Origin of the sequence: Arthrobacter cryoconiti (genome assembly GCF_020905375.1) — a bacterium.
GTDB classification, from domain to species: domain Bacteria; phylum Actinomycetota; class Actinomycetes; order Actinomycetales; family Micrococcaceae; genus Specibacter; species Specibacter cryoconiti.
In genome coordinates this window covers 86,413-109,507 of sequence record NZ_JAJJBU010000019.1, presented here as the reverse complement: position 1 = coordinate 109,507, position 23,095 = coordinate 86,413, and the positions used below count along the sequence as shown (strand labels likewise).

Below are 23,095 nucleotides of genomic sequence, written 5' to 3'. Positions count from 1 at the left end.
ACTTGATGTCTCACTTTGTTGTAGACAGTTGATGTCTCACCGCTCTGTAGACAGTTCGATATTTGGGGAGGCTGGTGATTGCGGTGGTCTGATGGTGTCGGATGTGGTTTTGCGTCTACGCAGGATCGTGGTGGGTGCTGCCTTGAAGCCGCGGGGTTGGTCGTTGCCGACGTAGCGTTGGCCTTTTGGTGGTATGGGATGGCTGATGATTTCCGTGCCGAAGGTGTCAAAGAACATGATCTGAACGTCGTCGTGCATGATGTTCACGGTGGTACTGATGTAGTCCGTGCCCATTCGGAATTGCGTGCCTAGGACGGTGACGTTGCCGTTCTTTTGGACTTTTCGCTGGGTGCTGGATCGGCTGGTTCTCATGGGTTTCTCTGGCTCGGGTGGCGTGGGTGCCGGGGCTCTAGGGGTGGCGTCCCAGGCCTCCTGCGGTGTCATACCCGGTACAAGTGCTTGGTGCTCACGCTCGGTGTTGTAATAGTGGTCGAAAACGTCAATCTGGGCCTGCAGGACGGCTAGAGAAGAGGCTGCTGGCTGGCGGTGGAGGTATTTGTGCAGCGTCTGGTGGAAGCGCTCATTCTTGCCCTGGGTCGTCGGTTTGTAAGGCTTGCCGGTGATTGGCTCAACTCCTTGAGCCTTGAGGAATTCAACTAAGGCCCCGCGCTTGCCGCGCCGAGTTGGGTTGAAAGAGGCACCATTATCGCTGAGGAACCGTTGAGGGAGGCCATGCCGGTCGATGGCGGTTGCGACGATCCGGAGGGCGGCCTCACTGGTCTCGCCGGAGGCTGCCAAGGAAGCCAAGGCCATGCGGGAATGATCGTCCACGAGCTGGAAGATCGCCACTTTCGTTCCGTCCGCCAGTACCCATTCGGTGGAATCAATCTGCCAACACGAGTTTGGCTGGGGATAGGTGAAGCGGATATAGGCGCTACGGGGCTTTTTCCTTGGCTCTGGGACCACGACCCCGGCCCGGGAGAAGATCCTCGCCACTGTCGCCCGAGACGGTGTAGTAAAGCCTTGCCGACGCAGTTTCGCCATCACGGACAAGGGGCCGTGATCAAAGCCGGCATCTTCAAGCTCGGCCCGTGTGCCTAGCAGTAGATCGGTCATGGAATCCGGAGTGGCCTTGGGTTGAGTCAAGGCGATCGGAGGCTTCTTCTCCAAGGCTTTGACTGGTCCGACTTTCTTCGCTGCTGCCCGGACTTGATAGAACCAAGCACGGGAAACATTGTGTTGTTTGCAAAAGGCGCTGACAGCCCCACGAGGAGCATCCTCGGACCAAGTGGCAACAGCATGACGGACTTTGATGGAAGGCTGAGTTTTAGGCACAACCCTTCATCAAAGCCCACCAAGTGTCTACACAGCGACGAGACATAGTGTCTACACAGCGGTGAGACATAAATGTCTCAAAAGGGGTGAGACTTCACAATTCTCTTTTTGCGCGTGAGCGCTTATCGTGAGCGCTTATTTAGCCGACGTGGTGCAACCAACGCACTGGTGCTCCCGCCGCGGCATGCCTAAACGGCTCCAATTCTTCATCCCAGGCTTCGCCGAGTGCCAGCGAGAGCTCGTGGTAGACGGCGGAGGGCTCTCCCTTGCCAGCCTCATAGGCATAACGGATACGGTCCTCCGAGACCATAATGTTGCCGTGGACGTCGGTGACGGCGTGAAAGATGCCCAGTTCGGGGGTGTGCGACCAGCGGGAACCGTCGACGCCAGCGCTGGGATCCTCGGTGACCTCGTAACGAACATTGGCCCACCCTCGGAGAGCAGAAGCCAAACGGGCACCCGTCCCCGCGGGTCCTTGCCAAAGGAATTCTGAGCGCTGAACATTGGGCGCAGCAGGCTGTGCAGTCCACTGCAAGCTGATGCGCCGATCCATCACGCCAGCGATGGATGACTCTATATGCGGGCACATGACAGCCGGGGCTGAGTGCACAAATAAAACTCCGCGCGTCAAAATGACGTTCATTCCATCCTCCATTGCAGTAGGTGCGTCTTCCCCAACGACCTTCTAATGGATGGAACGAGCCTTGCGCGAGATTGATCTACACTGTCCCTGCTGGCCTGCCTTTAATTTCAGGTAAAACGATATCAGCGCCGCTGGTTTTTACCGGCAAACGTTGACACTCTCTTATTGTGCCGCAGCGAAGGCGTTTTCGCCAGCGTATGCTGCCACGAAACTTCTATCGTGTTCTACGCGCGGGGATGGGCTTGCCGGTAGCCATCTCGAAGCCTGTCAACCGATACGTGGGTGTAAAGCTGCGTGGTAGAGAGCGAAGTGTGGCCCAAAATTTCCTGTACTGCGCGCAAATCGGCGCCTCCGTCCAAAAGGTGTGTCGCGGCGGAGTGCCTCAATGTGTGAGGTCCCGTTGCTGATGTGTCTCCCAACTCCGCGAAAACACGTCCAACAACTGCACGCACCGTACGCTGATCGATTCTGCCACCGCGGGCACCCAAAAAGAGTGCGGGACCGCTACTGGCATGGGCTAGCACGGCCCGGCCTTGCCCTAGCCACATCTGCACCGCTTTTTCTGCCGGAATACCGTAAGGTACCACCCGTTCCTTGTCTCCCTTTCCCAACACGGTGAGCGTGCGACGCTCATAGGAAAGATCGTCGACGTCCGCTCCCGTGAGCTCACCTACGCGCATACCTGTTGCGTACAGCAGTTCCACCATGGCATGATCCCGGAGGGCTAGGGGGCTTCCGTCTGCGGCCTGCGCAGCCAGCGAATCCATGAGACGGCGGACCTGCTGCTGTTGTAGGACGGCCGGCAAATTGTGGTCTCTTTTGGGTGCCTTTAGCCGTAGTGCGGGATCGAACCGCAGCAGTTCCTCCCGCAACGCCCATGACGTGAAGCTACGTGCTGTGGCCGAACGCCGTGCCAGCGTGGATCGTGAAAGCCCCGCGGAATTCTGTGTACCCAACCAGCGGCGCAATAGTCCCAGCTCTAATCCGTCCATGGTGGTGACACCCTCCGTGACGGCATGGAGTAGTAGGGAATCGACGTCACCGCGATATGCGCGGACCGTATGGGGTGAGCGTCCCCGCTCGGCAAGAAGATACCGTTCAAAGCCGGCTGCTGCTGCTGCCAGTTCTTGGGGCAGTCTGATGCGTTCTTCGTGGTCCACTCTCCCACTGTGCGCTGTTGCGCCCGCTCGAGCAAGCCACCCACGGGTCAACACCTTCTTTTCCAGCCTGAGTTCGCCCTTTCTGCTAGCCCCAAGAGTTCCAGCCGCCCCAGTCCGGCAAGCACGGCTGTGGCGCCAATTCCGGCCACAATGGTGAGTTTGTCCACGGATGTGACAGACCGCAACGGCAGCGCATCCAAGAGCATAAGGTCCTCAACGCCCAATCCATCATGGACCGCCGGTGCACCCAGTTGCTCTGGAGTCAGCTGGGTTCCTGGAGCACCTGCCAGCTCGGCCACGTCCGCAGCATCCGTGACACAGACGGCAGATCCCTCACGCAACAAGCGATGACATCCCGCGGAATTCGCAGAATATACCGATCCCGGCACGGCGGCCACCGTCCGGCTCAGTCCGTCTGCGTGGTGGGCCGTACTCAGTGCACCCGAGCGCCATCTTGCCTCCACCACCACAGTGACCTCACACAGTGCAGCGATCAAGCGATTCCGTTGCAGAAAGCGATAACGCGTGGGATTGGCACCCGGCGGGACTTCAGCAACGATGGCGCCGTTCTCTGCTACGGCCCGTAATAGGTCCTCATTTCCGGTTGGATAGAATCTGTCCACGCCTCCTGCCATAATCGCTAGAGTTGGCAGAAACTGCCGGCCGGTGGCTGCCCCGATGGCACCCCGGTGAGCCTGAGCATCGATCCCATAGGCACCTCCGCTCACTATGGTGAAGCCACGCTGAACTAGCGTTGCCGCCATCTCCATGGCAACGTTGGCGCCATAACTGGTGCTGTCTCTGGATCCGACCAGCGCTATGCAACGTTTTTGTTCGGGTATGACTAATGCTCGGCCTCTTACCCAGAGCGCAATGGGTTCATTCAGTTCCAGCTCTGAAAGCGCGACTGGCCACTCAGGGTCTTCAGGGACAAGGAGTTGTCCGCCCAAACGCTCGACAACTCGCAGGTCCCGCTCGGGCGCCAGATCTGTCAGCCTAGGTCGCCATCTCAGCAACGCAGCGGCAAGCCCCGGCCATCTCGGCACTCCCGAATCATTGAGTACCGCATTCATCTCCTGTTCCAGGGCGGCACTGGAGGAAGCCCCGCTACTAACGAATGCCAGAGCATCCTCTGGACCCGCCACTGCGATCAACGCCATCCCAGCAAGATCAGATGGCTCCATGAGTCTTGTCAGTGCAGCCCTGGCCACACGGAGACTTTGGCTAGGCGGAGACTGTATGGCTCCTTCGTGATGTGATCGCTCACTGCCGTTCATTGTCCCGCTCCTCGTTGTCGTAAAGTCAGTGCCAGACTGACGTCGTCAGGCCCTGGGTGGGTCCGGCCATTGAGGTCTGCCACGGTCCACGCCAAGCGAAGCACCCGGTCATATCCTCGAGCGGTCAAGATGCCAGCACCCATGGCCCTGTCCACAAATTCAGTGTCTTTGGGCGGCAGCCGTAAGGGGCCCCGCAAAATTTTCCCGGTGAGCTCGGCGTTGTGCTCCAGACCAAAGGGAATCAGCCGTTCACGCTGGCAATCGCGAGCCAGTTGAACACGTTGGGCAACTACGGCAGTGGATTCCCGTGGGGTCTGATCTGAAAGCTGGGATAGCTGAACCTTGTTAACCTGCAGTTGAATGTCCACACGGTCCAAAAGCGGCCCGGAGAGTTTCCCAAAGTAGCGTCGCCGGGCCATGGGTGTGCACTGGCAGTCGATCCCCTTGCCAGTGGCTTTGCCACAAGGACAAGGGTTCGCAGCCAGCACCAGCTGAAAACGCGCCGGGTAGGCTGCCGTGCCAGCTGAGCGGTGCAGGACCAGTTCCCCGCTCTCCAGCGGTTGTCGGAGAGCTTGCAGGACCCGCATGTCGAATTCCGGTGCCTCGTCAAGAAACAAGATGCCATTGTGGGCTCGCGAGGCCGCACCAGGGCGGGGGATGCCGCTGCCGCCGCCAATAATTGAGGCAGTGCTGGCGGAATGGTGAGGCCGTTCATAGGGCGGTCTGCGCACCAGGGCGGTCACACCGTTCCCTGCATCGTCAAGGGAATGAATGGCCGTCACTTCCAAAGCTTCTTGATCCGTAAGCTCTGGTAAAAGCCCCGGCAGTCTCTCAGCCAGCATTGTCTTCCCCGACCCGGGTGGGCCCACCATCATCAGGTGATGGCCCCCTGCGGCAGCAATTTCCAGAGCCAGCCTGGCCTCCGCCTGACCCGCCACTTCGGCGAGATCCACGGCCGCGTGTCCCTTACCGGCCGGCTCAGAGCGCGCCCTACTAGCAAGCAACGAGTCGTTGAATGTGGTGCTCCCGAGCACAAGATTTGGCGCTTTGGCTTCAAAGTCCAAAGCAACCTGGGCCAATGAGTCATACCCACGGACTTTGGCACCGGCGACCAGCTGCGCCTCAGCAAGGTTGGCCTCGGCCACCACGAATTCCACGCACCCGGCGCCGAAGGCGGCCAAAACGGCAGGCAGTACGCCACGGACCGGGCGGAGGCGCCCGTCCAAGCCCAACTCCGCCAGAAACACTGTCCGCTCAGTCCTACGCACGTCACCGGCAGCGTTCAGTGCCGCCATGACGATCGCCAAATCGAAGCCGGAGCCCCGTTTGGGCAGGGACGCGGGAATCAGATTAACCGTTATTTTGCGCCGGCTCAAAGGAATTCCCGAATTCTGTGCGGCCGAACGGATCCGTTCCCTGGCTTCATTCAAGGACGCATCCGGCAGTCCCAGCAGGACAAACGCTGGCAAGGTTTGACCGATGTCGGCTTCGACCTCAATCACGTGACCATTGAGCCCTACAAGAGCCACGGAGAGTGCCCGTCCCAATCCCATTTATGCCACGCCCCGTAGATGGTCAATCCGTGGCGTGGAGCGGCCATCCATGACGATTCCAACAGCGTCTATGCGCAGTGCACCCATGACATGGCGGTGCTCACGCGCCCACAGCACGGCCAAAGTGCGCAGCCGCCGAAGTTTGGCATCTGTCACTGCCTCCAGTGGGTCACCGTACCGAAGGGACCGCCGCGTCTTTACCTCCACGACCACCAGATCCGCACCGTCCAGGGCCACCAGGTCTATTTCACCGGCGGTGCAGCGCCAGTTGACATCGACTACGCGTAACCCTGCATCTTCTAGAAAGTCCGCTGCCAGCTGTTCCCCGGCCCTACCCAGCTCATCCTTTGATCTCATCTCTGCCTCCACGCTCAAGCCTGGCGTAAGAGAATAACTGGAAGAAGTGGGGTCGGGCAGAATGTGGACAGTCCCCTCCCGGGCACCCGCTGTGGAGGGAGGTACGGGGGCCCGCGCTTGGGGCGAAGCCTACAGGTGGCCTAGCTCCCCGTCCTTAGGGATCTGCAGATCATCAGACTTGATTAATTCCTCGACGTTAACGTCCTTGAAAGTGATGACACGCACACTCTTGACGAAGCGGGCGGTGCGGTAGACATCCCACACCCAAGCGTCCTGCAGTGTCAGATCAAAGTAGACCTCGCCGTCGGCCGCCCGTGCTTGCAGATCCACGTGGTTAGCCAGATAGAACCGACGCTCCGTCTCAACAACATAGCTAAAGAGATTCACGACGTCACGGTATTCGCGGTAGAGCTGAAGCTCCATGTCGGTCTCGTAGTTTTCCAAATCCTCAGCGCTCATGCTTCCATCATGCATCACTTGGGCCGCACCCACGAACCCTGCACGCGTGGGACCATAAATCTAGGTCAATCGCCAGCTCTTCCGATGAAAGTCATTGGGCCCGTGGGCGGCAATGGCGCTGCGGTGGGCTGCCGTGGCGTAGCCCTTGTTATGTTCCCAACCGAATTGTGGATAGCTGGTGGCATGTTCAATCATGATGGAATCACGCTCTACTTTGGCCAGAACGCTGGCAGCAGCCACGGAAAGGCACGTCATGTCCGCTTTGATGCGGGTCTGCACTGTCATGGGCACCCCGGGAATCTCCACATCGGCAACCTCGACGCCGAAGCGTAGCTCGGGTTGGACCGGCACCGAAAGCCAGTCCTGATTGCCGTCAAGGATAACAAAGCCGGGCAGCAATTCAGCAGCCACTTGCGCCAGAGCGCGCGTGCCGGCGAGTCGAAGGGCCGCCATCAAACCAACGGCGTCAATCTCGGCTGCCTCTGCGTGGCCCACCGCATGGGCCAACGCCCACTCTTCGATGGCCGGGACCAACGCCTGACGGACCGGCTCGCGCAGCAGCTTACTATCCTTCACCCCAGGCAGTTCACTCGCTGTGGCGGCGTTAATGACGACCACGCCAACGCTGACCGGACCAGCGAGTGCCCCACGGCCCACTTCGTCACATCCGGCTACCAAGGTGTAACCCTGTGCGGCAAGTTCGCGTTCCCATAAGAGGGTGGGCGGCGCTATTGACACTATTTTCCCGCCGGAATACTTTGAGGCGATCCTTGGCTGGTCGACTGCGGCGCAGGAACGTCAGCGAACACGTCTGGATAGTCACCCAAAATTCCCCAGTGAGCCAGCGGCCAGGCGATGACAACGGCGCGCCCTTCAACATCGGCAATCGGGACAAATCCTGTCCCGCTAGTGGCCTCATGGGCACGCGAGTCTTCTGAATTGTTCCGGTGGTCCCCCATGACCCACAAATGTCCGGCCGGGACAGTGACATCAAAAGTGATATCTGAAGGATTGGCGCCAGGAAACAAATATGGTTCGGTGATGGCCGCACCGTTGATGGTTATCTTCCCCTGCGCAGTGGATCCCTTGATATGGTCCCCCGGTAAGCCAATCACCCTTTTGACCAAATGCTGTTCGGAACTATCAGGGGCAAGGCCGACGAACGTCGCCACATCACCTACCCAGGTGAACGGGCCAGTCTTCGGCGCCGCCTGCTTCAGCCAACCCTGAGTGTCCTTGAAGACCACCACATCCCCGCGCTTGAGAGCAAACGGCTCCGGCACCAGCAGGTTGACGAAGATCCGGTCGTCAATGCGCAAAGTGTTTTCCATGGATCCAGAAGGGATGTAGAAAGCGCGAAAAAGGAAAGTTTTGATCAAAAATGACAGCACGACCGCAATGGCTAAGATCGTGACAATTTCTTTGCCCCAGGCCCAGCTCGCATTAGTGAAGCGTTGCAGGGCTGTCGCCTCGGTATGCACGTCTTCGTGCCGTGGAGAATCAAAGTGTCTGGCACCATCGTCATGAGCTACACGGGAATCGGGTTCGTTCACTCGCTCCGGCTGCAGCCGTTCACCATCCTCGCCTGGACCGCCGGGCACGTTTTCCTGCATGGTGCTTCCTTAAAGTTCGTCTGACACGATGGAACTAGCGGTTTCCTACTAGTCCTTTCCTACGGAGCGTTAACGGGGTCGGACTCCAACACGTGAAGTCGGCCCAACGGCCAAACTGTAGCCCAGGGCCGGCCGATGACCCTGCTGGCGGAGATGAGTCCGCCGCCAGGCGCGCCAAGCAACGACCGCGAATCTGCAGAGACGTCTCTGTGGTCACCCATGAGCCATAATTTACCCTGTGGGACACTCACTTCGAACTTCAACTCGCTGGGCAGGTCCCCGGGATACAGGTAACTCTCAGTAATGGGGACTCCATTGATTTCAAGCAACCCCGCGGCAGAACAGCATTTCACGGTGTCCCCAGCCACACCCAAGACTCGCTTAACGTAGATGTTGTTGTTGGGGACCAGACCCAACCATTGCCCGAATCCGACGGCAGAATCCGTGAGCTGGCCCAATCCGGAATTCAATGGCTCAAATGAACCACGCCCGTCAAAAACAACCACGTCCCCGCGCTGGATTGGGGTACTAGCAAAGTCCATCCGTGAGACCAAGACGCGATCTCCGCTTTGGAGCAGCGGCTCCATGGATGCTGACGGGATGTAATACACGTCCACCCACACATTCCTGACCACAGCGGTGAGCAAAAACATCACCACGATGGCCAGAACAACAAAACGCCAGCCCAGTTTCCTGGGCTGGCGTTTTGCTTGGTTCAAAGTGCGAGTCCCCTGTTACTTAGCGGGGATGTTGTCGCGCTTTTCCTTGATCTTTGCAGCCTTGCCGCGAAGGTTACGCATGTAGTACAGCTTGGCGCGACGAACGTCACCCTTGCTGACAACTTCGATCTTGTCCAGGACCGGGGAGTGTACCGGGAAGGTACGCTCGACGCCGACGCCGAAGGAGACCTTGCGAACCGTGAAGGTCTCGCGGAGGCCATCGCCGTGGCGGCCAAGGACGAAGCCCTTGAATACCTGAACACGTGAGCGTGAGCCTTCAATGATGTTCACGTGAACATTGAGGGTGTCACCGGCACGGAAGGGGGGGATGTCGCTGCGCAGGCTAGCTGCGTCAACAGAATCGAGAAGATGCATTTTCTCACTCCAGGTAAACGCCACAGGTCATTTACTTTGTGTCACGGACTCGCTGGATGGCGCAAACCAACCAAGAGAACCGAAAGATGAAAGACCGGTTTTCACTGATGGAATCCCGGTGTGCTGCCCTGTTGACGGCCGTTCCCCCTATGGCAGGGACGAGCCCAGTCAGGCACATCTATATATTTTGCCACATGTTCAGCTCTGTGGACTAATCGTCCCCGCGCAGCACTGCGCGACCCTCAATGACGGCGTAACCAAGTTCCCAAAGGATATTGCGTTCCGTCTTGCTGAAGCTGGACACATCCAAGGCATCGATCAAGTCAGGACGGCGCGTCGCAGTGCGGCGAAGCTGGTGTTCCCGGCGGAATTTAGCAATCTTGCCGTGGTTTCCGCTGAGCAAAACCTCAGGGACCTCACGTTCACGCCAGCTCGAGGGTTTCGTGTAAACGGGATATTCGAGCAGCCCGTCCGAATGCGATTCCTCGATGAGGGATTCGGGGTTTCCCACCACGCCTGGGACCAAGCGCCCGATTGCCTCCACCATGGCCAAGACCGCCACTTCACCACCATTGAGCACATAATCACCGAGGCTGACCGCACGGACGGTAAATTGTTCGCCTGCCCATTCCAGCACGCGTTCATCTATGCCTTCATAGCGACCACAGGCGAAGACAAGATGAACCTCTTCGGAAAGTTCGTAGGCCAGCTTTTGGGTGAAAACCTCACCGGCGGGTGAAGGCACGATTAGCGTGGGCTTGCGCTCTGGAACGGAGGCCGGCGACGTCTCTGCGATCTCCGTCAAGGCCTGCGCCCACGGTTCGGGCTTCATGACCATGCCGGCTCCGCCCCCGTACGGGGTGTCATCCACGGTACGGTGGCGATCCTTCGTGTACGTGCGCAGATCGTGAACGTTTAGCTCTAATAGTCCATCGGTCCGGGCTTTACCTATCAGGCTCAGATCCAACGGTGCCAGGTACTCGGGAAAGATACTGACGACGTCGAAACGTATCACTTGCGTGTTCCCTCGACTCCGGTCCCGTCTCCCGCGTCTTCCTCAACGCTCACTTCCTTGTTCACCGTGAACAGGCCTGCGGGCGGGGTGAGGAGAACGTAGCGTTCCTCAAGATTGACCTCGGGAACGATCTCGTCCACGAACGGAACCAGGACCTCATCGCCCTCGGTGTCGGTAACTATCAGCAAGTCTTGAACGGCCTGCGTACGTAGGCCGGTCACCTTGCCAACCACTTCCGAGCCAACCCTCACCTGAAGGTTTAGTAACTCGTGTTCGTACCAGGCGTCGTCGTCCTCATCATCCTCGGATTCAAAGACCAGCACGGCACCGCGGAGCAGCTCAGCCTCATTGCGGGTGGAGGTACCTTCGAAGCCGAGCAGGAGGATGTCCTTATTCCAGCGCGAACTGCTCACCTTCAGCGGGCCCAGCTTGCCGGACTCCACAGCAAATTCGGCACCCACGGCGAACCTGGAATCGGGTGCGTCGGTGAGGACAAGTGCCGTCACTTCTCCGCGAATACCGTGTGGTTTACCAATTCGGGCAACCTGAACCTGCATGGGAACTCCTCCAAATATGAGCTTAAACAAGGGAAAAAATTTGGCCCCGGCACCATATATGGTACCGGGGCCAAACCAGTGGCTTTAGTGCTGAAACCTTGCCATGTCCCGCCTGAGCGGTACATGGACCTGCGCGAATTGGCTAGCGGCGGCGGTCGGTGTCGATAACGTCGACACGGACCGGTTCGCCGTCGGATAAGGCTGAGACCACGGTGCGCAAGGCACGAGCGGTTCTGCCCTGACGGCCAATAACGCGGCCAAGATCGTCTTGGTGAACGTGCACTTCGAGGGAGTCCCCTCGGCGGTTGTTCTTGACGCCGACCTTGACATCCTCGGGAGAGTCAACAATCCCGCGGACCAGGTGTTCCAGTGCTTCGGCCAACAATTTACTCGGCCTCGGTGGTCTCAGCAGCATCATCGGAGTCGGCCTTCTTGGCCTTCTTGGTGATGGCTTCCTTCACGATGAGGTTCTTGGCCTCGGGAGCAACAAATGCTTCCTTGGGAGCCTTCATCTTCAAGGTGCCTTCTTGACCGTGGAGGCCCTTGAACTTCTGCCAGTCTCCGGTGATCTTCAGAAGCTTGGCAACAGGCTCTGACGGCTGAGCGCCAACGCCGAGCCAGTACTGAGCACGGTCACCCTTGATCTCGATGAACGAGGGCTCTTCTGTCGGGTGGTACTTGCCGATTTCCTCGATGGCACGGCCGTCACGCTTTGCGTGAGAGTCCATGACGACGATGCGGTAGTACGGGGCACGCATTTTACCAAAGCGCTTAAGGCGAATCTTAACGGCCACTTTTGTGGTTACTCCTGTTTCGAGAATGGGCGAATTCCGTTTAACGCTCCCGTGGGGCGGGCCGCTCGGCGGATTTCTAAGGACAGGATCATCGAACGGAGAGAGGGGCCGAACGGATCGAGTACCCAATCATTATGCCAGACGTTGCACCATTTGCGCGACGTGTGAGCCCAATGAGTGCGCGTGTTTTGCGTCATGACCCCAACTGGCCCGCATTTGATGTTCAAAAACTCCCCTTTTCGGGAGTTTTTGAACATCAAATGCGGGCCAGTTACAAATAGGTGTCGGGAGAGACGCTCAGGGATTATTCGGCTGAGAAAAAGAAGAGACCCATTTTGGCGTTTTCCTCGGCTGCCTTAAGAGCAGCCTCCGCCATGGCCGTCAACGCCCGCAGCAACGGCTCCGTGATCTCAGGGGTGGATTCCATCTCTTCGGCGGCAGCCCACTCGGCCGCCAGTTCCACCACGTCCTCGGGATCTTCGCCAGCGTGGAGTTCGGCAAAGACCTCCAGTAGGGCGTCGGGGACGGCAAAGAGCGTATCCAGCTCAATGTCTACCAAACTCAGTTCAGCGGCCACGCCCGTGGCATGAACTTTTTTCACTGCTAATTCTCCCAGCACCTCAATTTCAAAGTCGCTGAGGCCCGGAGTGGGCAGAACTGGTACGTCAACAGCCGTTGGCTTCCTGGACTCTCTGGCCTTGGCGCGGGCAACTGCTTGGTGATGGTCGGCGATGAAGAACTCGGAGTACAGGGCCACGTAGATGCCTTTCGCGAATGATTGTGCCAAGTCAGCGCCAGGTGCATTATGTTCCTAAGCTGCGGCGGGTACATCCTCAACACTAACGCGAATTCGGTTCTTCCATGGATCATCAAAGACTAGTTCAGCTCCGGTGTTGGCAACAGCAATCTTAGAACGCGTTAGCCGCTCCGCCAGGGCACCGACGTCGTCAATGCCGGGCAACAAAATCAGCACCTCACCCAGTCCCAAAGTATCCTTGCGGGGACCTGCTCCGCGGCTATTCCAGACGTTCATGGCCATGTGGTGATGGTACCCACCGGCAGAGACAAAGAGCGCCTGGCCGTTCCATCCGGCAGTCTTCTCGAAGCCGAGGGTATCAACGTAAAACGACTGCGCGGTCTCCACATCTCCCACTTGCAAATGAACGTGCCCGACGGCGGCCGGCGCGTCACGCTGACCGGTCACCCCGTCCTCGCTGAGGTGCTCGTTCAGGTACTGCTGCGGCGGAAGGGCAAGGGTGCCCATCTGGACAGCGCCCTTGCTCCACTTCCAGTTATCCCGGGGCCGATCCCAGTAAAGTTCGATGCCATTACCCTCGGGGTCAGTGAAGTAAAATGCCTCCGAGACCAGGTGGTCGGCACTCCCAACGAAGGCCTGGGCGTCATAGTGGGCAGCGCTGGCAACCGTTGAGGCCAAAGCGGCTTGGTCCTGGAATAGGAGAGCCGTGTGGAATAGTCCAGCTTCCCCGCGGCCGGGGATGTGTAGTCCCCCGGCTGGCATAAGATGCACCAAAGCCGAGGCGCCGCGCCCAAGATACAGCCCGCCGTCGTCCTCGGAAACAACGCTCAGCCCTAGGGCTTTCTGGTAGTAGTTCTCCATGGCGGCCAGGTCACGGACCTTGAGCATCACGGTGCCCATATTCAGGCCGGCGGAAAGCTGGTTTTGCACGTTTGTCATCTTTGCTCCAATAGTTGTTGCTGCTTGAAGCATACTTGAAATAACTTGAAGCTTCAAGCAATTTCTATTGCCATGTGATGTAACGAACGGCGACAGGATGCGCTTTGAGCATGCCGCAGCGGGAGAGTCCAGAGTGGAGAATCTCCGGGGAACGCGCTGTTTGCGCACATGAAGTTCGACGGCGGGCCAGGTTCGCGAGTGATTGCAGCTTCGAAACCGCCCAGATCAAACAGCAGAGATCAAACAGCAGAGATCATGGCTATACGTCGACCAGCAACATCTAAGCCCAGAGCTATTTCCTGCCTACGCACTGCCTGTAAACCGGCGGTGAGTTCCTCCGGGAGAATTTCGACGAAACCGCAGCTTGCATAAAACGGTCCATTGAACGGGACGTCCGCAAACGTGGACAGGGTCATCTCGTGGAACCCGGATTCCCGGGCCCACGCCTTTGCCGCGTGGACCAGAGCCCTTCCAATCCCCTGGCGTCCGTAGTCCAAGCTGACGGCGAGCTGTTCAAGGTGGGCCCGCCCGTCAATCGCCACCAGACGGACGAATCCACGTGGCGGGCGGCCAGCGACCATGATGTGTAAGGCCTGTGCATTGTCCGCGGCCGTGCCTGGCGCAGGAAAATCCGAAGCTGAAATAGGTGGTACGAGGCACTCAAACCTCAGGTCTGCCTCAGCCTCCAGTTCGGGCAGAAGTGAGAACTCACTCAGCGCTGCAGGTCGAATTTCTAGCATGCCACCAGTCTAATGCGGGGATCTTTCCAGCCGTTCGGCGTCAAATATCTTATTCAGAGAGCACCGTTTCTCCCCTACTCGCCGTCCACCTGCGCGATGAACTGGGCAATGAGGGCGGCACCGTCCGAAGTGTCTTGGGGTCGGTGACCTCCCCGGCTGATTTCATGTCTGGCACCGGTGGTCACCAGGTAAGCGGCGATCTCCTCAAAGAGCGGTTCCCAACCACCCGTCACCACTAGGGTGGGCACCCCGGGAACAATGTGTAGCGGCGCCTCCCACGACGGACTTTGCAGGTGGGTGCGTGCAGCAAGCCTGGCGACCGCTTCACTGCCCGTAGTGCCAGCCATGCCCAAGGATGCTTGCGAACCGTCTGGCGACGGAACTTCCATGGCCCCACCCAGTCGCCGGTAGTCAGCCAAAAATTCTGCGTCAGTGAGCGAGGCCCTCCGCGCAAACAGGGGCTCTAGACTCTCACGGTACGCAGCGCTCGCTGGTAGTTCCGCTGAGAGCGAGAGGACCGCCGGTTCCAACAGCACCATTGACCTAACCAGGTCAGGGCGGTCCACAGCCGCCATCATGGCAGAGATGGCACCTTGGGCATGGGCCACCACGTGACCGCCATCCCCCAAAGCATCAATAACCATCCGCGCGTCGGCGGTAAAGTCAGTAGCCATGGCAGGATCGACGGCGTCGAAACCGGTCCGTTTGAGAAAGAGTGCGTCATAATGGCCAGCCAGAAGATGCTGACGCGGCCAGGCCGCAGCCCCGTAACGATCGAGGCCGTGGACAAACACAATCCGGGTTTTGGTCATTGCAGCAGGCTACCGGATGACTCCGGTTGCCGTCCTGGACGCGGTCTACTTGCCGAGGAACTTCTCAAATCCCTTGGGCAAGTTCAGACTGGACGGGTCAAAGTCCTCGGTGGCGCCACCGAATGCGGCTCCGCTGGGCAGCGACTTGGGCTTGTTCGCCTTCTCCTGCGCAGCCTTGAGCTCGGCTGCAGCTTTGGCAGGGTTACCGGAGCGCGCTTTTTTCTTCGGATTTTGCTTCCCTTTACGGGCACTGGCAAACCCTCCCGGCCCTGCCATTCCGGGCATCCCGGGGATTCCGCCACCCTGAGCCATCTTCTTCATCATTTTTTGTGCTTGGCCAAAGCGCTCCAACAGGCCATTGACCTCGGAGACCTGAACGCCTGAACCTTTCGCGATACGAGCACGGCGAGAACCGTTGATGATCTTCGGTGCCGAACGCTCGTGGGCAGTCATGGAACGCACGATTGCTTCAACGCGGTCGATCTCACGCTCGTCAAAGTTTTCCAGCTGCTGACGCATGTTTGCCGCGCCGGGCATCATCATCAACATCTTCTTCATCGAACCCATTTTGCGGATCTGTTGCATCTGGGAGAGGAAATCATCCAGCGTGAAGTCTTCTTGGTCGGCGAACTTGCGCGCCATGCGCTCAGCTTCGCCCTTATCCCAGTTCTTTTCCGCCTGTTCAATGAGAGTGAGGACGTCCCCCATGTCCAAGATGCGCCCGGCCATGCGGTCCGGGTGGAACAGTTCGAAATCATCCAAAGACTCGCCTGTGGAGGCGAACATGACCGGCTTGCCAGTGATCGACGCCACCGAAAGCGCGGCACCACCGCGGGCGTCGCCGTCGAGCTTGGTCAGCACCACCCCGGTGAAGTTCACGCCCTCGTTGAACGCCTGCGCCGTGTTCACGGCATCCTGGCCGATCATGGCATCGATGACGAACAGGACCTCGTCGGGGTTGATGGCGGCGCGGATATTTGCAGCTTGCGCCATCAGCTCAGCGTCAATACCCAGCCGTCCGGCGGTGTCAACGATCACGACGTCGTACAGTTTGGCCTTGGCCTCGGCAATACCGGCCTGGGCCACAGCGACGGGATCACCGGTGGCATGCTCAAACTCGCTGCTGACGCCGGGGTGCGGAGCAAAGACGGGCACGCCAGCGCGCTCACCGTTGATTTGGAGCTGCTTGACGGCATTGGGGCGCTGCAGGTCAGCGGCGACCAGAAGTGGGCTGTGCCCCTGGCCCTTGAGCCACTTGGACAGCTTTCCGGCCAGCGTCGTCTTGCCAGCGCCTTGCAGACCCGCGAGCATGATGACGGTGGGAGGGTTCTTCGCCAGATTGATCCGGCGAGTGGCACCACCAAGGATCGTGACCAGTTCCTCATTGACGATCTTCACGATCTGCTGTGCCGGGTTCAGGGCCTCGTTGACCTCGGAGCCGAGGGCACGCTCGCGAACCTTTGCCGTGAATTCACGCACCACGGATACGGCGACGTCGGCGTCCAAAAGTGCGCGACGAATCTCGCGCACGGTGGAATCGACGTCAGCCTCGCTGAGCCGGCCCTTGCCGCGCAGATTCTTAAAAGTTGCTGTCAACCGGTCAGATAGGGAGTTGAACACGCGCCGTGTACTTCTTTCGTCTGGATACAGCCAGCACCCGCCCGGCATGGCCAAAAATGACCAAGCCGCTGCGGCAGGTGCGGCGTTCGAATTGCAGAATGAGAACGGCGGGCTGCTTGTAGAGGCCAGCCCGCTCCCTTTCCTGTAGGACTCAACTATCAAGGGTATCAAGTGCGACGGCGGCCTTGGGACACGTCCGAAATTCTTTTCTCACCTTGGCTGGCGAGAGCGCTACCGGCAAAGCCGGGAGAGAACTTAGCCATTTTGGCCTCTCCAAAGGAGAAATCTGCAGACCAAAGTGGCATGCTGGAGGTGTGACCACAACCACGAAGAAGCCCAAAGCCACGCCGGATCCACCCGGCACCGCCAAGAACGACGCCGAAGCGCAAGGGGAGGCTCTCGGCTCCCCCAAAGCCTCCGAGAGAATCAAAACTCTTCTAATCCTTGGTGCGTCCGGCGATCTGACCGGACGATTGTTGCTGCCGGGCGTCGCACGCCTCATTGCTTCAGGACGAGCACCCGGACTGGCGCTGGTAGGAGCCGGAAGCGACGATTGGTCGGCACAGAAATGGCAGGAGCGCCTTGCAGAAAGCTTCGCTGACGCTCTAGCTCCCGGAGGGGAGTCGACGCCGGCCGGGATCAAGGAACTGAAGGCCGTGGCGAAAGCGAGCACCTACCACCAGTTGGACGTCACTGCCAAGGGTGAGTTGGGTCAATTCTTGCGGGACGTCCAAGGACCCGTGGCTTTGTACTTTGCGTTGCCGCCAGCCATCAGTCAAAAAGCTTGTCAGGTCCTCAAGAAAAAAGACCTCCCCCGCGGTACCAGGTTGGTCATGGAAAAACCTTTCGGATCCAGCGCCGAATCAGCCCATGCCCTCAACGTCACACTCGCCAAACTTGTCGCCGAGGACCATATTCATCGTGTGGACCACTTTTTGGGAAAATCCACGGTCCTTAACATTATGGGCCTGCGTTTTGCCAACAGATTGCTGGAACATTCATGGAACGGCAATCACATCGAAAAAGTGGAAATCATCTTCGATGAAGACCTAACCCTGGAAAACCGTGCCAGATATTACGATCATGCCGGAGCTGGGCGTGACATGATCCAAAGCCATCTGCTGCAAGTCATGGCGATTATAGCCATGGAGCCTCCTGCCACACTAGGTGAAATGGATGTGCGCTCCAGCATTGCTGCCGTTCTACGGGCCAGCACAGTGGGTAATGCTGCCAAGCCTAACCTTCTCGATTCTAGCCGCCGGGCTCGCTACACCGCTGGGAACATTGGCAAACGCAAGGTCCCCGATTACCTGTCGGAGGACGGTGTTGATCCCGCTAACGACACCGAGACTCTTGCGGAGGTGGAGGTCTACATCAACAACTGGCGGTGGGCCGGTGTCCCCTTCATCCTGCGTTCAGGCAAAGCCCTCGGCCGGGCCCGCAAAGAGGCGGTAGTGACGTACAAGGCTGTCCCACACCTCCCACTTGGCTTCAATGGCCTGGACTCACCTACCCGTCTGCACATTGGTTTTGGCCCGGAGACGCTCACGTTAGATCTGGATGTCAACGGACCAGGCGATTTATTCACGCTGGATCGCGTGCGTCTCGAGACGGAGCTGGCCCGCGATCCTCTTTTGCCGTACGGCGAAGTGTTGGAAGGCGTGCTTAAAGCGGATCCGCTCTTGTCCGTCCGCGGAGACACTGCCGAGGAATGCTGGCGGATCGTTGAACCAGCGTTCGCGGCGTGGAAGGCCGGGACCGTGCCGATGGAGGAATATGCCGCTGGCTCCGACGGTCCTGCAGACTGGACCACCAGCAACGACTGAGATCTTCCACTGCGTTTCCCACTTCCGCGTCCTCCCACGCTGCCGAAAACCTGGCAGCGTGGGAGGACGCGGAACTCGACGGCTAAATCGCTGCCACACCACGTTCGCCGGTGCGGACTCGGACGGCTTCAAACACCTCAAGCATCCACACTTTTCCGTCGCCCGCGTGGCCCGTGTTGGAGCTGGCCACGATGATGTCCACTAGGTCCCAGGCCTGCTCGTCAGAAGCCAACACCTCGATGCGAATCTTTTGGTGTAAATCAACGGTGTATTCTGCGCCTCGGTAGATTTCCGTGTGCCCACGCTGACGTCCATAGCCGTGGGCGCCGCTGACTGTCAGCCCCTGAACGCCATAAGACTCCAGTCCGTTGCGTACATCGTCGAGTTGTTCGGGTCGGATGATGGCGGTGATGAGTTTCATGCTTCTACCTTTACTTCTGTGCGTTCGGCGATGGGCTCAGAGCGGCGGAGGGCTGTTTCACCGTGTGAGGGGAAAACTCCCGGGTGAAAGCTTCCTGACACGCGTCCTGCGAGATCGTAAGCTGATTCGGCGTGCACGGAGATGTCAATTCCGGCGAGCTCATGTTCTGCGGAAATCCTAAATCCCATAGTCTTGTTGATGATCCAGCCGAGAGCGTATGCGATCACGAACGAGTAGAGCAGCACAGCAAAGGCGCCAATGGCCTGCTTGCCAAGGAGTTCAAAGCCTCCCCCGTAGAACAGGCCCTGACCAGCTGCCGGAGAGTTGGGGTCCGCGATGAGACCGATGGATAAGGTACCGATGATGCCGCCAACTAAGTGGACACCGACGACGTCGAGCGAGTCATCAAAACCGAGCCGAAACTTTAGGCCCACTGCCATGGCGCAAACCGCACCGGCCAGTAAGCCGAGCGCCATCGACCACATAGGAGTTAGTGCCGAACACGCTGGCGTGATGGCGACAAGCCCGGCGACGGCCCCCGAGGCGGCTCCTAGGGACGTGGCGTGGCCATCGCGGATCTTCTCCACTAGAAGCCACCCGAGGATCGCGGCACACGGGGCAGCAAGCGTATTGATCCAGGCATAGCCGGCCACGGCATTGGCCCCGAGGGCAGACCCAGCGTTGAATCCAAACCAGCCAAACCAGAGCAACCCTGCACCCAGCATGACGAACGGCATGTTGTGTGGACGGTGACTCGGATCTTTACCGAAGCCCTTTCGCTTGCCCAAGATCAGGCATAAAGCCAGTGCGGCGGCGCCGGCGTTAATGTGGACCGCGGTGCCGCCAGCAAAGTCAATGACACCCAATCCTTGGCCCAACCAGCCACCCGTATCCCTTCCACTGGCGTCCTTAGTGAAGGAAAATACCCAGTGCGCTACGGGGAAGTACACCACTGTGACCCACACAGCAGCAAAAACCATCCAGGCACCAAACTTGGCCCGGTCGGCAATCGAACCGGAAATCAGGGCCACGGTGATAATCGCAAAGACGGCTTGAAAGCCCACGAAGGCGATCTCTGGAATAGTACCGACGAGCGGAATGTCGTGGCCGGTGCCAAGAACACCCTGCAGCCCCAACTTTTGCAGCGGATTGCCCAACAGGCCCCCACCAACGTCATTGCCAAAGGATGCGGAGTAGCCAAACAGCACCCAGAGCACACCTACGACCGCGATGGCCCCGAAGCTCATCATCATCATGTTCAGTACGCCTTTAGCCCGTGTCATGCCTCCGTAAAAGAAGGACAAGCCCGGGGTCATCAGCAGCACTAAGGCTGCCGAGATCAAAACCCATGCGGTGTCACCAGTGTTCATCGGTGTCGCCTTTCGTTGCAGGTAACCATGTCGCCAAGTTTTACTCGGCCAGAAAATCTGGACACCTAGAACTATTCCGCCGGCATGTTTCCGCAGCACGCGTTATAAGTTGCTGTTAAGTTACAAAAGGTGGCGGCAGGTTAATTCCTGCCGCCACCTTTTGTTTCGGGCATGTTTCCCCGCGAGGTCTTCGCGCTTTTTAGAACAGCGAAGTTTAGGACAGCAGCGCGTCCACAAAGCTTTCCGCTTCAAAGGGGGCAAGATCGTCAGCGCCTTCTCCCAGTCCAATGAGCTTGACTGGAACTCCCAGAGTCTTCTGGATAGCTACCACTATGCCGCCTTTAGCCGTGCCATCAAGCTTGGTCAGCACGATCCCGGTGATATTGACGACGTCCGCAAACACCTTTGCCTGAGTCAACCCGTTCTGGCCCGTCGTTGCATCCAGCACCAACAGGACCTCATCCACGGTGGCTTGCTTTTCAATGACTCGTTTGACCTTGCCGAGCTCATCCATCAGACCGACCTTGTTTTGCAGGCGTCCTGCGGTATCGATCATGACCACATCTACTTCACCGTCAATGCCTGCTTTCACGGCTTCAAAGGCGACTGACGCCGGGTCAGCGCCGTCGACGTCGGACTTCACTGTGGGGACACCAACGCGCGCGCCCCACGTGGCCAGCTGCTCGGCCGCCGCGGCACGGAAGGTATCCGCGGCACCTAAAATAATGTCTTTATCCTCCGCCACAAGTACCCGGGCCAGCTTGCCCACCGTGGTGGTTTTGCCGACACCGTTCACGCCTACCACCATGAGCACAGCGGGACGGTCTTCGTGACGGTCAATGTTCAATGACCGGTCCATACTCGGATCCACTAGCTTGATGAGCTCTTCACGGAGCATGGCCCGGACATGTTCGGGCGTGCGGGTGCCTAAGACTTTCACGCGCTCACGCAGGACGTCCACAAGTTCCATGGTGGAGTCCGTACCAATGTCTGCAAGCAGCAGTGTCTCTTCGATTTCTTCCCAGACGGATTCATCGATCTTCTCACTCGAGAGCAGCGCCAATAGTCCCTTGCCGAGCGCGTTATTGGATTTGGCGAGGCGGCTTCGCAACCGTACCAAACGACCTTCCACAGGCAGCGGCGTCTCAAGCGCGCTAACGGTTTGTTCAGCCGTGTCGCCCTGCACGGTTTCCACCGTCGACGGCGGGGCCCCCGCATCAGGGCGCTCTTCCAGCAAGGTGCCGGTGGCGTTTGTGTCAGCTGAGCTGCCCACGGGATCGTTGGCGTCGCGAGGGCCGGTGTAGTTCTGTGTGTTCTTCCGGGCCTTCAAGAAGACAGGGACGAGGCCTCCAACGACGGCGAGACCAATGACGATGTACAAGATGATGGCTAGAGTTTCATTCACGATTCCAGTCTCTCATGTGGTCCCGTCCATTCGGCGGGAGCGGCTGTGGCAAACTCAAGGGTGATGAGCAAAAATTTCCCTGCGTCAACCGCACAGCCTGTCAGTATTCCAAGCGAGATCAAGGTCTTGGTTGCTGCCGCTTTCCTCATAGCCATTGGCTTCGGAATCGTGGCGCCAGTGTTGCCACAATTCGCCCAGAGCTTTCATGTAAGTGTTGGCGCCGCCGCGATTGTGGTGAGCGTCTTTGCCTTCACCCGGCTGATCTTTGCCCCCCTCAGCGGCGTGTTGGTGGAACGGCTGGGTGAGCGTGGCACATACATCACCGGCATCTTGATCGTGGCAGCCTCATCAGCAGCATGCGCTTTCGCCCAAAGTTACTGGCAGCTGCTCCTCTTCAGAGGGCTGGGCGGCATTGGCTCAACCATGTTCACCGTCTCCGCCATGGGCCTACTGATCAGGCTCGCTCCCCCACAGGCGCGTGGCAAAGTTTCCAGCCTATACGCGGGTTCATTCCTCCTAGGCAACATAGCGGGTCCTGCCGTGGGTGGCTTGCTGGCAGGGTTCGGGCTGGCGCTTCCATTTTTGGTCTACGCCGGTGCCCTGCTGCTCGTGGCTCTTTTGGTGGGCACCATGTTGCCGAACACGCGGACAGGGGTAGAAGCAGGAAAGAGCACCCGTACCAAAGCCGGACCCGTTCCTGTCAAAACGGTCAGCCAGGGGGTCTTGCCGTTGCGAACGGCCCTGGGCATTCCGGCGTATCGCGCCCTGCTAGTCTCTAGCTTTGCCAACGGATGGTCCGCCTTTGGCATTCGGATGGCTTTGGTGCCCTTGTTTGCTACTGCGGCTTTAGGTGCAGGCCCGGAAGTCGCCGGCATATCTCTGGCTGTCTTTGCCATCGGTACCGGTGTTGCGCTGACTTTTTCTGGAAAGTTGGCGGACACATGGGGTCGCAAGCCCATGATCCTGTTGGGCTTAGCCGTCAATGGGATCGGAATGGGAATCCTAGGCTTCACCGGTGACGTCATGTGGTTCTTCGCCATCTCCCTGATAGCAGGGTTGGGCAGCGGCTTAATGGGCCCGGCGCAACAAGCCACGGTAGCGGACGTGATCGGGAACAACCGCTCCGGCGGCAAGGTGTTGGCCACCTTCCAAATGTCCTCAGACTTTGGTGCCATCATCGGTCCCATTGCCGCTGGCTATCTAGTGGATCTATTCTCCTACGGCATTGCCTTCTCCATGGCGACTGCGGTAGCGCTTATCGCTTTGATGTTCTGGCTGCCGGCCCGTGGGACCCATCCCACACCCCCAGAACTGGTCCCGGCGCCCGCTGCCTCCTAGCAGAGGAGAT

At 58.8% G+C, this 23,095-nt stretch carries 25 protein-coding genes; 2 read left to right on the top strand and 23 right to left on the bottom strand.

The annotated features are described in order from the left end of the window. Window positions 1-36 precede the first annotated feature (36 nt). The 20 genes from LOH53_RS10535 to ffh all read right to left on the bottom strand — a co-directional run bounded on the left by LOH53_RS10535 (window position 37) and on the right by ffh (window position 16,725). Window positions 37-1,335, bottom strand: a complete 1,299-nt coding sequence (locus LOH53_RS10535) for a DDE-type integrase/transposase/recombinase (protein ID WP_230067692.1) — start codon at window positions 1,333-1,335, stop codon at window positions 37-39. 139 nt (window positions 1,336-1,474) lie between these two features. Beyond that, entirely contained in the window at window positions 1,475-1,978 is a 504-nt protein-coding gene (locus LOH53_RS10530) for a DUF3145 domain-containing protein (RefSeq protein WP_230067691.1), read from the bottom strand. A 224-nt stretch (window positions 1,979-2,202) separates the two neighbouring features. Beyond that, entirely contained in the window at window positions 2,203-3,138 is a 936-nt protein-coding gene (locus tag LOH53_RS10525) for a tyrosine recombinase XerC (protein WP_230067690.1), read from the bottom strand. A gap of 47 nt (window positions 3,139-3,185) precedes the next feature. Next, entirely contained in the window at window positions 3,186-4,322 is a 1,137-nt protein-coding gene (gene dprA, locus LOH53_RS10520) for a DNA-processing protein DprA (RefSeq protein WP_230067783.1), read from the bottom strand. An 89-nt stretch (window positions 4,323-4,411) separates the two neighbouring features. Continuing rightward, complete coding sequence (locus LOH53_RS10515) at window positions 4,412-5,968, bottom strand: YifB family Mg chelatase-like AAA ATPase (RefSeq protein WP_230067689.1); 1,557 nt, start codon at window positions 5,966-5,968, stop codon at window positions 4,412-4,414. Continuing rightward, window positions 5,969-6,325 (bottom strand): YraN family protein, encoded by a 357-nt coding sequence (locus LOH53_RS10510; protein ID WP_230067688.1) that lies wholly within the window; start codon window positions 6,323-6,325, stop codon window positions 5,969-5,971. A gap of 129 nt (window positions 6,326-6,454) precedes the next feature. After that, window positions 6,455-6,784 (bottom strand): DUF2469 domain-containing protein, encoded by a 330-nt coding sequence (locus LOH53_RS10505; protein WP_230067687.1) that lies wholly within the window; start codon window positions 6,782-6,784, stop codon window positions 6,455-6,457. Between the two features lie 60 nt (window positions 6,785-6,844). Beyond that, on the bottom strand, window positions 6,845-7,522 hold the full coding sequence (locus tag LOH53_RS10500; RefSeq protein WP_230067686.1) for a ribonuclease HII: 678 nt from the start codon (window positions 7,520-7,522) through the stop codon (window positions 6,845-6,847). Then, the gene (gene lepB, locus LOH53_RS10495) at window positions 7,522-8,397 is read right to left on the bottom strand and encodes a signal peptidase I (protein WP_230067685.1); all 876 of its coding nucleotides are present in this window, start codon (window positions 8,395-8,397) and stop codon (window positions 7,522-7,524) included. The genes LOH53_RS10500 and lepB (LOH53_RS10495) overlap by 1 nt, the downstream gene beginning before the upstream one ends. A 59-nt stretch (window positions 8,398-8,456) precedes the next feature. After that, window positions 8,457-9,116: a signal peptidase I gene (lepB, locus tag LOH53_RS10490; protein WP_230067684.1), complete on the bottom strand. Its 660-nt coding sequence runs from the start codon at window positions 9,114-9,116 to the stop codon at window positions 8,457-8,459. 15 nt (window positions 9,117-9,131) lie between these two features. After that, entirely contained in the window at window positions 9,132-9,491 is a 360-nt protein-coding gene (rplS, locus tag LOH53_RS10485; protein ID WP_230067683.1) for a 50S ribosomal protein L19, read from the bottom strand. A gap of 211 nt (window positions 9,492-9,702) precedes the next feature. Then, on the bottom strand, window positions 9,703-10,503 hold the full coding sequence (gene trmD, locus LOH53_RS10480; protein WP_230067782.1) for a tRNA (guanosine(37)-N1)-methyltransferase TrmD: 801 nt from the start codon (window positions 10,501-10,503) through the stop codon (window positions 9,703-9,705). Next, window positions 10,503-11,063 carry a ribosome maturation factor RimM gene (rimM, locus tag LOH53_RS10475; protein ID WP_230067682.1) on the bottom strand — a complete coding sequence of 187 codons (561 nt, stop codon included), beginning with the start codon at window positions 11,061-11,063 and terminating at the stop codon, window positions 10,503-10,505. The genes trmD and rimM overlap by 1 nt, the downstream gene beginning before the upstream one ends. Window positions 11,064-11,205: 142 nt before the next feature. Beyond that, window positions 11,206-11,448 (bottom strand): RNA-binding protein, encoded by a 243-nt coding sequence (locus tag LOH53_RS10470; protein WP_230067681.1) that lies wholly within the window; start codon window positions 11,446-11,448, stop codon window positions 11,206-11,208. 1 nt (window position 11,449) lies between these two features. Further along, entirely contained in the window at window positions 11,450-11,857 is a 408-nt protein-coding gene (gene rpsP / locus LOH53_RS10465; RefSeq protein WP_230067680.1) for a 30S ribosomal protein S16, read from the bottom strand. A gap of 304 nt (window positions 11,858-12,161) precedes the next feature. Beyond that, entirely contained in the window at window positions 12,162-12,644 is a 483-nt protein-coding gene (locus LOH53_RS10460; RefSeq protein ID WP_230067679.1) for a hypothetical protein, read from the bottom strand. A gap of 24 nt (window positions 12,645-12,668) precedes the next feature. Beyond that, a complete protein-coding gene (locus LOH53_RS10455; RefSeq protein WP_230067678.1) occupies window positions 12,669-13,553 on the bottom strand; it encodes a VOC family protein in 885 nt (294 codons plus the stop codon). 239 nt (window positions 13,554-13,792) lie between these two features. After that, complete coding sequence (locus LOH53_RS10450; RefSeq protein ID WP_230067677.1) at window positions 13,793-14,293, bottom strand: GNAT family N-acetyltransferase; 501 nt, start codon at window positions 14,291-14,293, stop codon at window positions 13,793-13,795. Between the two features lie 74 nt (window positions 14,294-14,367). Continuing rightward, window positions 14,368-15,105: an alpha/beta hydrolase gene (locus tag LOH53_RS10445; protein WP_230067676.1), complete on the bottom strand. Its 738-nt coding sequence runs from the start codon at window positions 15,103-15,105 to the stop codon at window positions 14,368-14,370. A 45-nt stretch (window positions 15,106-15,150) separates the two neighbouring features. Next, window positions 15,151-16,725: a signal recognition particle protein gene (ffh, locus tag LOH53_RS10440; RefSeq protein ID WP_230067675.1), complete on the bottom strand. Its 1,575-nt coding sequence runs from the start codon at window positions 16,723-16,725 to the stop codon at window positions 15,151-15,153. 425 nt (window positions 16,726-17,150) lie between these two features. Here ffh and LOH53_RS10435 point away from each other — a divergent pair, with 425 nt between their 5' ends. Next, a complete protein-coding gene (locus tag LOH53_RS10435) occupies window positions 17,151-18,551 on the top strand; it encodes a glucose-6-phosphate dehydrogenase (protein WP_230067781.1) in 1,401 nt (466 codons plus the stop codon). Between the two features lie 82 nt (window positions 18,552-18,633). Here LOH53_RS10435 and LOH53_RS10430 read toward each other — a convergent pair whose 3' ends face one another. From LOH53_RS10430 to ftsY, 3 genes are all read right to left on the bottom strand, one after another. After that, complete coding sequence (locus LOH53_RS10430) at window positions 18,634-18,972, bottom strand: P-II family nitrogen regulator (RefSeq protein ID WP_230067674.1); 339 nt, start codon at window positions 18,970-18,972, stop codon at window positions 18,634-18,636. Continuing rightward, entirely contained in the window at window positions 18,969-20,342 is a 1,374-nt protein-coding gene (locus tag LOH53_RS10425) for an ammonium transporter (protein ID WP_230067673.1), read from the bottom strand. Before LOH53_RS10425 ends, LOH53_RS10430 begins: the two co-directional genes overlap by 4 nt. A 214-nt stretch (window positions 20,343-20,556) precedes the next feature. Then, a complete protein-coding gene (ftsY, locus tag LOH53_RS10420; RefSeq protein ID WP_230067672.1) occupies window positions 20,557-21,747 on the bottom strand; it encodes a signal recognition particle-docking protein FtsY in 1,191 nt (396 codons plus the stop codon). A gap of 63 nt (window positions 21,748-21,810) precedes the next feature. On the opposite strand from ftsY, the gene LOH53_RS10415 reads away from it, so the two are divergent. Further along, a complete protein-coding gene (locus LOH53_RS10415) occupies window positions 21,811-23,085 on the top strand; it encodes an MFS transporter (RefSeq protein WP_230067671.1) in 1,275 nt (424 codons plus the stop codon). Window positions 23,086-23,095: the final 10 nt, after the last annotated feature.

Coding starts and splice junctions, on each gene's coding strand:
- LOH53_RS10530 (WP_230067691.1), bottom strand. CDS start 1,978: ATGAACGTCATTTTGACGCGCGGAGTTTTATTTGTGCACTCAGCCCCG.
- dprA (WP_230067783.1), bottom strand. CDS start 4,322: ATGGAGCCATCTGATCTTGCTGGGATGGCGTTGATCGCAGTGGCGGGT.
- LOH53_RS10515 (WP_230067689.1), bottom strand. CDS start 5,968: ATGGGATTGGGACGGGCACTCTCCGTGGCTCTTGTAGGGCTCAATGGT.
- LOH53_RS10510 (WP_230067688.1), bottom strand. CDS start 6,325: ATGAGATCAAAGGATGAGCTGGGTAGGGCCGGGGAACAGCTGGCAGCG.
- LOH53_RS10505 (WP_230067687.1), bottom strand. CDS start 6,784: ATGAGCGCTGAGGATTTGGAAAACTACGAGACCGACATGGAGCTTCAG.
- lepB (WP_230067685.1), bottom strand. CDS start 8,397: ATGCAGGAAAACGTGCCCGGCGGTCCAGGCGAGGATGGTGAACGGCTG.
- rplS (WP_230067683.1), bottom strand. CDS start 9,491: ATGCATCTTCTCGATTCTGTTGACGCAGCTAGCCTGCGCAGCGACATC.
- rimM (WP_230067682.1), bottom strand. CDS start 11,063: ATGCAGGTTCAGGTTGCCCGAATTGGTAAACCACACGGTATTCGCGGA.
- LOH53_RS10455 (WP_230067678.1), bottom strand. CDS start 13,553: ATGACAAACGTGCAAAACCAGCTTTCCGCCGGCCTGAATATGGGCACC.
- LOH53_RS10450 (WP_230067677.1), bottom strand. CDS start 14,293: ATGCTAGAAATTCGACCTGCAGCGCTGAGTGAGTTCTCACTTCTGCCC.
- LOH53_RS10445 (WP_230067676.1), bottom strand. CDS start 15,105: ATGACCAAAACCCGGATTGTGTTTGTCCACGGCCTCGATCGTTACGGG.
- LOH53_RS10430 (WP_230067674.1), bottom strand. CDS start 18,972: ATGAAACTCATCACCGCCATCATCCGACCCGAACAACTCGACGATGTA.
- LOH53_RS10425 (WP_230067673.1), bottom strand. CDS start 20,342: ATGAACACTGGTGACACCGCATGGGTTTTGATCTCGGCAGCCTTAGTG.
- LOH53_RS10415 (WP_230067671.1), top strand. CDS start 21,811: ATGAGCAAAAATTTCCCTGCGTCAACCGCACAGCCTGTCAGTATTCCA.